At 59.0% G+C, this 14,393-nt stretch carries 8 protein-coding genes; 6 read left to right on the top strand and 2 right to left on the bottom strand.

The genetic code is table 11. The features are described 5' to 3' along the window. Positions 1-34: 34 nt before the first annotated feature. Positions 35-1,792, top strand: a complete 1,758-nt coding sequence (locus tag WFJ47_RS15020) for a hypothetical protein (RefSeq protein ID WP_233582044.1) — start codon at positions 35-37, stop codon at positions 1,790-1,792. Between the two features lie 90 nt (positions 1,793-1,882). Here WFJ47_RS15020 and WFJ47_RS15015 read toward each other — a convergent pair whose 3' ends face one another. Together WFJ47_RS15015 and WFJ47_RS15010 are read right to left on the bottom strand one after the other, a co-directional pair. Beyond that, positions 1,883-4,504 carry a TonB-dependent receptor gene (locus WFJ47_RS15015; RefSeq protein WP_336764037.1) on the bottom strand — a complete coding sequence of 874 codons (2,622 nt, stop codon included), beginning with the start codon at positions 4,502-4,504 and terminating at the stop codon, positions 1,883-1,885. A gap of 225 nt (positions 4,505-4,729) precedes the next feature. Then, on the bottom strand, positions 4,730-7,102 hold the full coding sequence (locus tag WFJ47_RS15010) for a TonB-dependent receptor plug domain-containing protein (protein WP_336764035.1): 2,373 nt from the start codon (positions 7,100-7,102) through the stop codon (positions 4,730-4,732). A gap of 556 nt (positions 7,103-7,658) precedes the next feature. On the opposite strand from WFJ47_RS15010, the gene WFJ47_RS15005 reads away from it, so the two are divergent. The 5 genes from WFJ47_RS15005 to WFJ47_RS14985 all read left to right on the top strand — a co-directional run bounded on the left by WFJ47_RS15005 (position 7,659) and on the right by WFJ47_RS14985 (position 14,369). After that, complete coding sequence (locus WFJ47_RS15005) at positions 7,659-9,152, top strand: carbohydrate porin (protein WP_127102071.1); 1,494 nt, start codon at positions 7,659-7,661, stop codon at positions 9,150-9,152. 8 nt (positions 9,153-9,160) lie between these two features. Further along, complete coding sequence (locus tag WFJ47_RS15000) at positions 9,161-10,315, top strand: hypothetical protein (RefSeq protein ID WP_336764034.1); 1,155 nt, start codon at positions 9,161-9,163, stop codon at positions 10,313-10,315. Continuing rightward, entirely contained in the window at positions 10,312-11,523 is a 1,212-nt protein-coding gene (locus tag WFJ47_RS14995) for a Dyp-type peroxidase (protein WP_336764032.1), read from the top strand. The genes WFJ47_RS15000 and WFJ47_RS14995 overlap by 4 nt, the downstream gene beginning before the upstream one ends. A 218-nt stretch (positions 11,524-11,741) precedes the next feature. Further along, positions 11,742-12,134 carry a DUF2946 family protein gene (locus WFJ47_RS14990; protein ID WP_336764030.1) on the top strand — a complete coding sequence of 131 codons (393 nt, stop codon included), beginning with the start codon at positions 11,742-11,744 and terminating at the stop codon, positions 12,132-12,134. Positions 12,135-12,230: 96 nt separating this feature from the next. Then, positions 12,231-14,369 (top strand): TonB-dependent receptor domain-containing protein, encoded by a 2,139-nt coding sequence (locus WFJ47_RS14985; RefSeq protein ID WP_336764029.1) that lies wholly within the window; start codon positions 12,231-12,233, stop codon positions 14,367-14,369. Positions 14,370-14,393: the final 24 nt, after the last annotated feature.

The following is a 14,393-nucleotide window of genomic DNA, read 5'->3' as shown; positions in this document are numbered from 1 at the left end:
CACACCCACCGCAGCATCGGAAGATGATACTGACATGACCTCTCTCCCCCGTGCCTGTCGCTTGTTGCTGGCATCGGTGTCGTTGGCCTCACTGGCCGTCGCGACCCCGGTGCGTGCCGCAAGTCTCGATCAGATGAGTCTGATGGAGCAGCAGATCAAGGCCATGCAGTCGCAGCTCGCAGAGATGAAGCGCGAGCACCAGCGCGAAATGAAGCGCATCCATGACCAGCTGGCGCAGCAGCGTCAGGCAGAAGAGAATGACCCCTATGGCGCGCGTAACGGCTATCGCGGCGCGCCAGCCCACGGCTCCGGTGCCATGTCCCCGGGCGCGGGTTTCGCTACCGCTTCGGCTCCTGGGCCGAACAGCAATGTCCTGCTTCCCCCTGTCAATGCGGCTACCCCATATGGCCAGCTGACCGGTACCCCAACCGGCCGCGTGACCGATCTCTACGGGCCGCTTCATCGCGGTCAGATCCAGATTGGGGGCATTCGCATCACGCTGGGCGGCTATGTCGAGGCCGCGACCATGTTCAGGTCACGCAACAACGTGTCGGATATCTCTTCCAACTTCGGCTCGATCCCGTTTGCGAACAGCCCGAACTACCATATCAACGAATTCCATGAATCGGCACGTCAAAGCCGTCTGGCAGCACTCGTCGAAGGCGATATCACCAAGGCCCTGCGCGCTCAGGCGTATATCGAGACCGATTTCCAGGGCTCGGGGTCGTCCTCAAACTCGCGCCAGTCAAACTCCTACGTTCTGCGTGAGCGCGTATTTTACGGACAGTTGATCGACGATGTGGACGACCTGACCCTGCTCGGCGGTCAGAACTGGTCGCTTCTCACCATGTTTAACCATGGCATGCGGGCTCGTGACGAGCAGGTGCCATTGTCAATCGACGCCCAGTATATTCCTGGGTTCAACTGGACGCGTAACACCCAGATCCGCCTCGTGAAGGGCTTCGATCACAGCCGCTATAATGTCGGTATCTCGGTCGAGAACCCGCAGCAGGTCATCGCGGTCGGTTCAGGCGGCCAGTATCTGCCTGCCGGCGCAACGTCGGGCACGTATCAGAATGCTGGTGTCAACGTGAACAACCCGTCCACGAACTACTCGACGGATGTGGCTCCCGATGTCATTGGCAAGCTCGCAGCTGATCCGGGCTGGGGCCATTACGAACTCACCGGTCTGCTGCGCTTTGCCCATAGCCGCGTCTCCTATACCGGAACCGGACAGAGCAGCACCAAGCTGGCTGGCGGTGGTGGCGGTGGACTGATCCTGCCGGTCGAAAAGTCTCACAAGGTGTTCTTCCAGGCTTCCGGGTTGATCGGGACCGGCATTGGTCGTTATGGCACGTCCAATATTCCCGACGTGACCATCGATTCCAAGGGCCAGGTCAAGCCGATGCCTGCCGCGAATGTACTGGTCGGTCTGTACGGCAATGCCACCAAGGCGCTCCAGCTCTATGCCTATGGCGGTATGGAAATGCTGCGTTCGCGCTCCTATTTCAATGTAGGCGGCAAGCATTACGGCTACGGCAATCCGCTCTACAACGTCGGTGGCTGCGATATCGAAGGGGCGGCGTCCAGCGCCTGCCAGACCAGCATCAATCGCGTCGTGCAGGGTACAGCCGGGTTCTGGTGGACCTATCTGCATGGTGATTACGGCACGCTGCGGGTCGGCGCGCAGTATTCCTACACCTATGTCACCTCCTTCAGCGGGGTGGGCGGCACGCCACACACCAACGACAACATGGTGTTCCTGTCGCTGCGATACCTGCCTTTCCAATAAGGGCAGAGCGAAACGGCCTCCCCGTCGGGAGAGGCTGGTCATCGAGATCAGGAAGCCGCCAAAGCATCACGCTCTGGCGGCTTTCTGCATTCAGAAGTCGGCGTTAACACGGCCGAAGTAATATCCGCCTGTCATCGGCACCTGTGCAGAGGCCGAATCATAAACATTCACGCCATTCGAGGCGAGATAAGCGGGCACCTTGCGAGGACGCAGGTTGAAGATGTTGTTGGCGCCCACTGCCACATGCCAGTGATCGTTGAAACGATAACCGAGTTCAAGATCGGTCAGCCAGCGCGGCGTGTTCTTGAACTGCGCGAAGCAGGTATTCGATCCACGCAACGCGCCGCCGGTCAGCGGGCAGATGGCACTTGCTGGGGTCCAGTCTTGATAGGTGAGCATGCCCACGGTCTCACCGTAGCGGGTCTGGCGCAAATTCACGTCCCAATGGCCGATTGTATAATAGGCGTTGAGCACGATCTTGCTGCGTGGGGATTCCGTGGTGAGATAGGAAATTGTCTGAGCATTGAGCAGCGGACGGCCCGCAGCAGAGAGCCCGTTATGGGTCAATGTGGTTCGGTTGAGGTTGAGCGCCATGGAGAGCACAACCGATCCGTAGCGCTGCAATCTCAGGCGATAATCCGCCTTGATGTCCAGCCCCTGGGTGCGTGTACTCGCTCCGTTCGAGAAGAAATACGCCGAGAATCCGGTCGGATTGCTGAGCGTCGCCCCACCTGGAAGCGTGTACCCCATCTGCTCAATGGCCGTGATGGCCTGAGCGCCCACCACAGAACCACCTTGCACGATGCGATCTCTCAGATTGATCTGATAGACATCAGCCTCGACATGAAAATTCTTGACTGGCTCCAACACGATGCCGCCGCTGGCATTGGTGGAACGCTCCGGCTTGAGCGCACTGGCGCCAAGCGTACGCGCAGCTTCCGAGGCCACTGGCAACAGGCCTGAAGCTGAGGTCGGGCCAACACTGAGGGCGCTGTAATGCTGCTCGGCCAGTGTTGGCGCGCGGAAACCATTGCTGATTGTGGCACGCACGGCAATGCGCTTTGTAAAGTCGTAACGCGCCGAGATCTTGCCGTTCTCGGTATTTCCGGAATCCGTGTAGTGCTCGAAACGCCCCGCCAGATCGATATCGAGCTTGGGAAGCGGATGGAAATCGTCGTCGATATAGGCCGCCCAGATATTGCGGCTCCAGCTCCCGGCATTCTGCGGCGCGGCACCCGCATAGCCCTGTGTCCCGCCCGCCTCATAGGAGGGAGGTTCACCGGCGACGATATCGTACATTTCGAGGCGATGCTGACCGCCAAAGGCGAGCGTCATCGGCACGGCATCTGCGATGCGGAACCCGCGGCGTATGTCGAGATTGTTGGTCCACATCGCGTTGCGATAGGTCTCAGCGCGTGCGCTGGTCGGGGAATATCCGCAACCTTGCGACGAGTAGTATGGCAGGGCCCGATTGGCGGTCTGGCAGGAGCGACCGAGCATACCCGTGTTGGCGGTGTTGATCGTGTTGATGTCGTCCTCATCGGCGCCGTATTCGGTGCTCACATCCCAGTCGAAACCAAAGAGATGGCTCCCCTTGAACCCAAGATTGGCCTGATAGTCGTTTTCCTCGATGGCCTCGATCGGCGAGAAACCGGTCGGATAGAGGGTAGGCGCAATCGTGGGGATGCGATAATTCTGGATCGCCTCGGCATGACGGTGGGCATAGGTGATAAGCCCATAGAAATCGACGGTGCTGCTGACCTTCTTGCCGAAATCGATACCCAGATTCTCACGCGTTTCCTCGGGCGTACTCATGATCTTGTTAGAGTTGTAGGGCACCTTGATCGCACCGGGGAGAATTCCGTAATACCCGACCGTATTTGCACCCGGCGGGGCATAGGGCAGCAGGCGATGATCCTGTGTGTCCAGAAAGAAGTGGTCGGTGTGATAAACCTGCCCACTCAGATGGAGATACCCATCACGCCCGAGCTTCATGCCGCCATCGGCGTTGAGCTGATAATTCCAGCCCGTGCCTGAATAGGCATTCGCGCCGGTCTGGGCGGTCATATGGAGTCCGTGATCCTGCTTCTTGGTGATGATATTCACCACGCCCGCAATGGCATCCGACCCGTATTGCGCGGCGGCACCGTCCTGCAGCACCTCGATATGGTCGATGGCATTGGCCGGGATCATGTTCAGGTCAACCGGTGTAGAGCCGAATTGCGGTCCCGGGTTCTGTACGACGTTGCCGGTCACATGGCGTCTCTTGCCATCCACCAGCACCAGCACTTCGTTCGGGTTGAGACCGCGCATGCGGATCGAGCCGGTGAGTGCTGCCGTATCGCTGCCCCTTGTCTGGATATTGATGGCAGGATTGACGCGCGTGATTGCGTCGGTGAGGTTGAGCTGACCCGAACGCGCGAGTTCTGCGCCGCTGATGACCGTGATCGGGCTGGTGCTGTCGCGTGCCTTCCGATTGACTGCGTGGGTGCCCGTCACGATCACGGACTCGTCGCCTGATATCGCTCTCTGCCGTACCGACCGTCTTGGGGTCTGATCCTGGCTCGCTCCTTGCACAGGTTTGCCTGCCGTTTTGCCAGAGGTCCTGCGTGCATGCGTTTCTGTGGAACCTGCTGCCTGGGCGTCTTGCAGCAGGGCCATGGCAGTCATCACGGTGAGTGAGGCCGTAAGAAGGGAGGCGCGTCGTCTCATCTAGGGCCTTTCCAATGTATATCGGAACGTTCCTATATCGGAACGATCTGCAAGGGGTTATGTCGCGTAGCTGGCCTGGAACGCGACGTCAGGAATGCGCGCAAGGGAGCAGCCGGGCTGGGACCGGCGCTCCATTGCGACATGGAAACGATAAATGCGATTTTAAGGAAACAGAAGCCCCGAATCGTTTGCGCAACATTCTGTCATAAATCAGACCATTTCAGGTCAGAATCCTGCTGAAAGCGAGACTACACCTGCGAAGCCGCCTCCAACGAAATAGGTCGGTGCCCGCCCCGCGATCGTCGTGCCATATATGCCCCGCGTCGGGTTTCGATTGAGCCCCACGCCATTGACCCCTGACAGATATCCTGATCGCCCGAGATTGATCAGGTTGAGCTGGAGTTGCGGCGTTTTGAGGCGCTGAATGCTCTGCAGCCGGTAGCCCAGCGAGAGATTTGCGGTCGCGAAACCGGGGATCTTCTCGTCGTTCATGAAGGTCGAATAGGTCGGCCCGACATAACGTCCATTGAACATCCCGAAGAATGCGCCATCATCATAGGAAAGACCGAGGCCGCCCGAAAATTCCGGCGTACGGACCGGTCTTTTGCCGGCTGTCGGCAGGTAATCGCTTCCAGAGCGGATATTATTGTCGATGGTCGCGTGAATGTACTGCCCCGAAAGATAAGGGCTGAAGCAATGCCATGGCTTCAAACCAAGCTCGAACTGGGCGCCGCGCGCTGTCTGGCCACCGCCATTGATCGACTCTGTTGTCATCACGCCATTCAGAGGCGTGGTGGTGGTTACCTGGCGATTGGTGAAGTTGTAGTTGAAGAGAGCGAGCGACAGGTTGACGAGGCCGGTATGGCGATAGCCGATCTCCTCGCCAATGGAATATTCCGGTCTCGTATCGGATGAAGCGCTGCGTGTCTGGAGACCGCTCGTCAGGCTGAAGCGATCCTGATAGCTCGAAATGCCTGACGGAGCCCTGAAGCCGGTCGTGCCATTCAGGTAGATCTGGTCATGGGGCGATAGACGGAAGGCGGCCGAGACCTGGGGCAGGGGCGAGACGTAGCTTGCCCCGTTGCGGTAGCGTGCGCCTGGTAGGAGATTGGTGACCGAGCGGGACACCATCACGACGCGCAGACCGGCCATGATTGTGAGGCGATCATGCAGAAAGCGGGCGCGATCAGTGAGCGAGAGCGCGTTGATCTGCTGCATGAGCCGAGCGTCATAGGATGAGAGCGGCGCGCCACTGGCTGTGAGGATAGGATAATCCCCCCATTGATTGGATACGCCTCCCTGCGCGTTGGGCAGAACATAGCGCGAGAGGCTCGAGAAATCGTAATAGGAGTACCAATAGCCCAATGAGAGACGGTTACGACCCGTCTCATAATGCAGGGCGCCGTTCAGTCCCGGATGAGATTGGCGATAGGCATCTGTCGCAACCGAAACAAAACTGGTGCCTAGAGTGGCTGGAACCTGCAAGGCCCCTGCAGGGCTATTGCCATTATAGCTCCCCAGGCGGCTGAGCGTGGTGCCGTAGCTGTCATACCCCCAGACATAGATAAAATAGGGCGTCAGATCGAGTCGAAGCTGCCGCGAGAGATGCAGGGAAAGTGGCGTCGCGACAAAGCTCTGAGCACGGGCATTCTCCTGATATCTGTAATAGTTCGGATCACCGGGAACATAACCGGATGTGTAGTTGAAGTCGGTGCCATATTGCTTCCATTGCGCCATGGTCGGTGGGCGCAGATAGGTGCCGCGCTCCCGATTAAACGAGAAGATCAGATCGGCAGTGCTGTTTTTGCCCCATTCCTTGCTCAGACGCATATCCGTGTGGAACCTTCGCATCGGCCCTGCGCCACGCCACGGATCCGCCCCACGATAGGAAAACGACGCAAAGCCCTTGGGGCCGTTCTGGCCGATCCGTCCCGTATCGAGCCTTACGAACTCACGGTTCAGATTATACGATCCCCAGGAGCCGCCAATGAACCCGCCACGCTCCTCCGATGGTTTGCGCATGCGCATCGAGAGCGTCCCTCCCACGGCGTTATAAAGGGGGGCAGCGGTCGAGGTGCCTCCCTGAGCCAAGGTAACGGTAGCGATGTTTTCGCTATCCACCGTCTGGGAGGCGTAGGGCACGAGAAACAGCGGCGGCGCCGCAGGCACGTTCTCGAAGAGATAGCCAATCTCGGTCTGATCCAGTCCGCGAACGGATAATCCCTGCTGCTCGTCATTCGTACCCAGTGGATCATTGCCGGAATAGACCACGCCCGGAAGGCTTGCGATCATGGCCAGAGGGGACAGAGTGGGCGATTGCCTGGCAATGAAATCTCGCGTGAGACCGCTCTGGGCCCGCGGCGCAGTCTGGTTGGGCATCAGACCGCCGCCCGGTGTTGTACCGCTGGAACCGTCTGGATTGGCGCGCTTGTGGCGCACAACCACGATCTCATGCCGGGCAGGCTTGAGCGGTCGTGTACGCGGTGTCTGCGGGCGGGACTCTCCGGATGGTTCAACGGTATCGGCGTCGGCCCGGTCGGGGAATGTAGTCAAGGCGCAGATCAGCGGAGACAAAAGAAAGAGGGTGATGCGTGTCATGGCTCGGGTCCGGCGCGGCTTTGTGTCCCGCTCGGGATAGGGAGTCTGTCATTCTGTGTAAAATGATACATTATAACAAAAAATGGCTGACTCGAATGTTGCCCCGCCGCAGGCGCGAGGCTGGCTGTCAGCGCACGAAGGGTACTAGCGCACGAGGGATACTCTGGCGCTCCTCTGGTTTCGCAGCGTTTGAAGCGGAGGCTGTCGAAGAGGGCGCGGGCGTGAGACACTATTTGCGCGCCCTAGACCGCCGTACGCGAGAGAGGGAGGGTAATGAGGCGGCAATTTAGTCCAGCTCGCGATGCATTGATAATCAGAACAGACGGTGTGGATCCAAGAGAGCGTTAACATTTCTATATTGACCTGTGCTTCGTTCAGTAAAGTCAGGATGGTATAGTCGTGTGATTACTCGTGTAATCGTTCGATATTATTCGAATGATGAAACTATAGGGTCCAAGAAAACACAATTCCGTATGTTGGCAATTATTAACCTGGGATGTCAAAAAATTGCTGCTATGGAATGCGAACGATTCTCACTCCTAACGAGTTTGGTTCCATGACAAGCACTCTTCGACCAAGGCGGCGTAAGACCGCCCGAAAGTTCAGGGCCCGTGCCCTCCTCATAGGCCTCGGCATGGGGGGGCTCGCGCTTCCGTTCGAGGCGGGCGCCGTACCGCCACCCGTCAATCTGGGCAATGCAGCGGGAGCGAGCGACGATGCCTCCTCGGGTGTTTTCGGCTTTTTGTCCAATTGGCGCCGTACCTCCAATCTTCTGGGAAACATGTGGGGGCTCAGGCCGGAACTCGGCAAATACGGCGCGGTGCTGGCTATACAGGAAACGTCCGAGGTTTTCGGCAATCCGACCGGGGGGAGCCATCGCGGGGCAGGGTATAATGGACTGACCGTGGCCGTGCTGCAGGTCGATACCCAGCGCGCCATGGGCTGGTATGGCGGTACTTTCAATGTCAGCATGGAGCAGATACACGGCCGCGCCTTCAGCGCCGATAACCTCATGGCGCTACAGACCGTGAGCGGGATCGAGGCCGATCGCGCGACGCGCCTCTGGGAGCTCTGGTTCGACCAGAAATTCCTCGATCAGCAGAAGCTCGATATCAAGATCGGCCAGCAGAGCCTTGATCAGGAATACATGATCAGCTCGAACGCGCTTGTATTTGCGAACACCATGTTTGGCTGGCCCATGCTTCCATCGGCGGATCTTCCAGGTGGTGGTCCGGCCTATCCGCTTTCGGCTCTGGGCGTCCGGGGAAAGTACTGGCTGGCCACGCCCCTCTATCTTCTTGGCGGTGTCTATAGCGGCAGCCCCACTCGGCATCGCGATGGGGACCCGCAAATGACCAACCCCTCCGGCACGAGCTTCCCGCTCAATCGGGGGGTGCTCGCCATTGCGGAGCTGCAATATGTCTATCCGGCGCTCGGGGCGATGGTTTCCCCTGACGAGGTCCAACCGCTTTCGCATGTCTACCGTATCGGTGGATGGTATGATTCCGAGCCTTTCGCTGATCAGTTCTGGGACAATACCGGCATTCCCCTTGCTTCACCCAACAGCAACGGCACCGCACTGACTCACAGAGGGGCGTTCAGCTTTTATGCCGTGATGGATCAGATGATCTGGCGCAGCCATACTGATCCCAATCGGACAATCAGTATCTTCGGGCGCGCCATGGGGGCACCGCAATCCGATCGCGTGCCCATCGACTTCTCGCTCAATTTCGGCCTGACGTTCAACGATCCACTTCCGTACCGCACTGATGACACTTTCGGTATCGGTATGGGCTACACCCATGTCAGCGGCGCCCTGGCAAATTATGACCGCGCTGTGCGTCGCTATTCGGGCGCATATTCGCCCGCGCAGGGCGGTGAGACCTATGTCGAGGTCACGTATCAGTACCAGTTCACGGGCTGGATGCAGTGGCAGCCCGACTTCCAGTACATTTTCAACCCGGGGGGCGGCATTCCCAACCCGTCTCACCCTGACCGGCGCCTGCGTGACGAACTCGTCTTCGGGTTCCGTACCAATATTGCGCTGTGAGAAGAACCATGTCCTCCAAATTCCGCAATGCTGCCCTCGCCGCGTGCTCCCTTGTCGCGTTCTCTCTACCCGCCCATGCCCAGAACAAGGGCTTTCTGGAGACGTTGCATCGCCATACAACCCTGGCCTCGACCAGCCCAGGCAATGGAGATCTCAATCCCTATGCCGTGGTGGTGGTCCCGCAGGACATGGGTGTGCTGAAAAAGGACGAGGTTCTCGTCACGAATTTCAACAACATCAGTAACCTGCAGGGTACGGGCACGACGATTGTTGCCTACTCACCTGTCACGGGCAATGCGCGGCTCTTCGCCAACCTGCCGAGTAATCTGGCTGCCTGTCCCGGCGGGGTAGGGCTGACCACAGCCCTCGCCATCTTGAAATCAGGATGGATCATCGTCGGAAGTGCACCCAGCAAGGATGGCACGACCACGACCAAGGGCGATGGCTGCCTGATCGTGCTCGATGCGAATGGCAAATACACGACCACATGGAAAGGTCCTCTGATCAATGCGCCCTGGGGGGACATCGCGAGCGTCGATAAGGGAAACAAGGCGACCCTGTTCATTTCCATGACCGGGTTCGATCTTCCTGGACCGAATGTTGTGGACCCGCAGACGCATTACCCGCCCATCCTGCACAAAGCGACCGTATTGCGCCTCGAACTCAGCATTCCCGATGGCGGTCCGCCGCAGCTCGAGAGTCAGACCGTGATCGCGAGCGGCTTCTCCGCCCGAGCGGATCGAGACAACTTCCTGTTCGGCCCGACCGGCCTCGCGCTTGACGATGACGGCACACTCTATGTCACTGACGGCTATGACAATGAGGTGACCGCGATCGATAATGCTCTTACGCGCACGGATCCGGTGACTCGAAAGGATGATGCCGTAGGACGGATCATTACCAAGGGGGGCCTGTTGAACTGGCCTCTCGCCATGATCTGGGTGCCGGGGCACCATCTTCTGGTCGCCAATGGCCGCAACGGTCAGGTGGTCGAGATCGATCCTGCTACCAAGAAGCAGATCTACGCGCAGTGGGTCGACGCGGATCAGGCGCAGCAGCCGCCGGGAAATGGCGACCTCTTTGGTCTGGCGATGACGCCGGACGGTAAGAGTTTCTATTACGTCGAAGACGACATGAACACGTTGAATGTGAGCCAGCCATGACACATTCCAATTCCGGACTTCGCCTTGGCAGGCGGGGATTCCTCGCGACCACCGCTGCAGCTGGTGGGGTGGCGGCGAGCGCCGATCAGGGCTTTGCGATGGAGAGCCCGCCGCTTCATCAGCCCGGGATCATCACGCCGCAACAGCCCTGCGCCTATTTCATCACGTTCGATCTCGCGACGACAAAGCGCGACGAGGTCGTCGCACTGCTGCGGCGCTGGACAGAGGCCGCAGACGCGCTGATGGCCGGCGTTTCGGTCAATGGTCTCGTGGATTCTGGTGAGATAGACGGGTTGAAGGATCGTGATCTCACGATCACCATCGGGTTTGGCCCCGGCCTTTTCCAGAAAGATGGCAAGGATCGCTACGGTCTCAATGCTCATCGACCGGGGGCGTTGGCCGATCTGCCGCGCTTTACGGGCGATCAGCTCGTTCCCGCTCGTACGGGGGGTGATCTCTGCATCCAGTGCTGCGCCAATGATCCACAAACCACGCTTCATGCTTCACGCGAGCTGACGCGGCTCGCCTATGGTGTGGCCGATCCGCGCTGGGCTCAGGCGGGTTTTCTGCCGAGTTTCGGAAAGGGCAAGACGCCACGCAACCTGATGGGGTTCAAGGATGGCACCATCAACCCCGATAGCCAGAACCCTCAATCTGCCGGTCGCTATATCTGGGCGGCGGATACGGACCTGCCCTGGATGCAGGGTGGAAGCTATCTCGTTTCGCGCATCATCCGGATCGCCCTTGAGCACTGGGACAGAACCCCGGTCAGTTTTCAGGAAGAGACGATGGGGCGTGAAAAACAGAGCGGTGCACCGATTGGTGGGCACGATGAGTTCGAGCCGTTGACCCTTGCCCAGAAGGATCATGACGGTAATCCTGTCACGGCACAGAACTCCCACGCCAGACTGGCTGCGCCCGAGGAGAACGGGGGCGCCCAGATCCTCAGACGGGCCTATTCCTATGATAACGGCCTGAGCTTCACGGCCGAGCGTTGGCCGCCATGGCGCCAGGGCATGGAGATGGATGCGGGGTTGCTTTTCATGAGCTGGCAGCAGGACCCCAGGACGGGGTTCACGCGCATCTTCGAGCGCATGTCGAAATTCGACATGATGAACCAGTATACCACCCATATCGGCGGGGGCTTGTTTGCCTGCCCCGGTCGCAGGAAAGGCGGCTACATCGGTCAGGCGCTTTTCGAGGCTTGAGGCCACGAGTTGGGGGACGGGTGCACTCTGATCCAGCTCCGTCAGGCTGAAAAGGCTCTCGCCCTGTAATTCCAGAGTAATGAAGTCCGTTTTTATTATTCTGGACGCCTGGGACCCAGGGTTGTAACCCCTATCGGGCAGGTGCAGGGCATAAAGGGAGCGGGTCCATTCAGGCGTCGAGGCATCATCGGGATGGAAGAGGGGCGAGATGGCCCATCTTGCGTCTTGCTGTGGCCTGTCTTGTTCTCGTTGCTTTCGCGCTCTCTCTGACACTTCAGACTCTCGCCGCGCCTGAGGAGACGCCCCGGGCTGAGATCGAGCGTCTGATTGGTGTGGACATCGCTCCCGCGATGAGTATGCCGGACTGCGAAAGCATGCCCGACATGGTCATGCCTGGCAAAACGGGCGGGGCGCAAAAGGGTCATCATCATGATGCCGCCTGCGCCCTCTGTCCTTTGCTCCAATTGAGCCTCTTCATCCTCGGCAGTTCTGTGTTTCTGGCTTTCGCCACAAGCGTCACGCTCGAGCGCCGATTCAGGCTGCCGCTCTCCAGGGCTCCGCCTCATCTCAGATGGTGTCTGCCCCCCTCCCACGCGCCACCTCTGCCCTGAACCTGATTTGACGCTTCCGTGCGGCGTCGTGACCTACCTTGGGTTGGTCGCAGGCGCACACGGATCTCGCTTACGATCCAGTTCGGGAATTGACCCATGATCCTGCCTCTGTCCGGCAGAGCCAGAACGCGCGCGCTGCGCGTGCTCGGTTGCACCTCCGTTATCGCTTTGCTCTGCGCCTTCGACGTTCATGCTGAGAGTCTTTCGAAAAGCCCTTCGGCCCCCGATGATGACAAGCCTGTGGAATATCTCCAGGTCCAGGGCATAAGGCGCACCGCCATCCATTCGGCCGATACGGCCACACTTCTCAAAGGATCGCTCGGTTACAGCCTCTATTCAGCTGGCGGCGTCTCTGCGCTACCCGTACTCAACGGGATGGCGGATGACCGTGTGGCGACGATCGTTGATGGTATGCGCATCGCATCGGCCTGTCCCAATCACATGAATCCCGCCATGTCCTATATCGACCCGGATAGCGTGGCCTCGGCGGAGGCGATTGCAGGCGTGACCCCAGTCAGTATCGGTGGAGACAGCACGGGGGGAACAGTCAAAATCGAGCGTCGCGACCCGCTCTTCGCTCAATCGGGCAAGGTCCTGATCACAGGACATGTGCGCGGCGATTACCGCAGCAATGGCGGCGGGTCGGGCGCCTCGGGCACTGTGACGGTCGCCAATGACACATTCAGCCTGCGCTATACCGGCTCGTACAGCCATGCCAGCAATTACCATACGGGTGGTGATGGACGTCAGGTGCGCTCCACGAGCTATCTCTCGTTCAATCACGCTGTAACGGCCGGACTGAAGAAGGACAATCACCTTCTGGCACTGACCTTTGGTCAGCAGGACATCCCGTATGAGGGTTTTCCGAATCAGTATATGGACATGACCAATAACCGATCCACCTTTGTCAACGGCAAGTACCGGGGCGAATTCGCGTGGGCGACTCTCGACATCCGGGGCTTCTGGCAGCGCGTGGATCACGTCATGAACATAATGAATGACAAGGGCGGCCATAGCGCGACCACCGGGATGCCCATGAACACGGATGCCCGGACCGCCGGCTATGCAATTGATCTGACTATCCCTTTATCGACACAGCATTCCGTCAAGATCGGGAGCGGCTACGACCATAACGGGCTCAATGACTGGTGGCCTCCCTTGGTCGGAAGCATGATGATGGGCCCCAACACGTTCCACAACATCAATAACGGGCATCGGGACAGACTGGGTCACTACATTGAGTGGAACGCACAATGGACGAGCCGCTTCTCCACGCAGCTTGGCCTGCGCAATGATCTCATCATGATGAACACCGGCAAGGTCGCACCGTACTCCTGGACAGGCATGATGCAGATGGCCGATATCATGGCGGCGAGACGATTCAACGCCGCATCACGCGGGCGCACAGACACGAATTTCGATGTCACCGCGACCGGGCGCTATCATGCTCTGGACAGCCTCATGATCGAGGGAGGCTACGCGCGCAAGACACGCTCGCCCAATCTCTACGAACGTTATGCCTGGGGCATGGGCACCATGGCCACGCGGATGATCGGCTGGTTTGGCGATGGCAATGGCTATGTCGGCAATCTTGATCTGAGGCCCGAAATTGCTAACACGGCGAGTGTGACGATCACATGGCATGATCCGAAAGGGGAGGGGTGGCGAATCCGTCTGCAGCCCTTCTACACCTACACGGAGGGTTACATAAACGTCATCCCGCTTGCCCGATTCAGCAACGGCCTCTCGAAACTGCAATTCGTCAATCACAATGCCCAGAGCTATGGAATTAACGGCAATGCGCAGGCGCGCCTGTGGAACAGCGATCGTTTCGGCCAGGGTAAGATCGTGAGCACGTTCAGCTGGGTGCGCGGCCAGGACATGGAGACGCATACGGGGCTTTATCATCAGATGCCCACCAACGGTACGATAGGTCTGCGCGAGACCTGGCAGAACTGGGCCGGGAGGGTCGATGTCACGCTGGTGAAACGCAAATCCTCGGTGGACTGGATACGCAACGAGCCCCGTACACCCGGCTACGCGCTTCTTGGACTGGGTGGGAGCTATCGCTGGCGTAAATACACCCTGGATGCGAGCATCGAGAACGTACTGAACCAGAAATACTACCTTCCCCTCGGCGGACTATCCCTCGGTGACTATCGCCAGACCAATATCCTCGCCCCCCTTGCAGGGCTGGGACGTTCTTTCAATCTGAGCCTGACCGCCGTGTTCTGATCCTGCCTCTCGGAAAGGACACGC

The sequence above is a fragment of the Asaia sp. VD9 genome (genome assembly GCF_037150015.1).
In the GTDB taxonomy this organism is placed as follows: Bacteria; Pseudomonadota; Alphaproteobacteria; order Acetobacterales; family Acetobacteraceae; genus Asaia.
The sequence above is the reverse complement of the archived record's forward strand: the minus strand, read 5'-3'. Positions and strand labels throughout refer to the sequence as shown.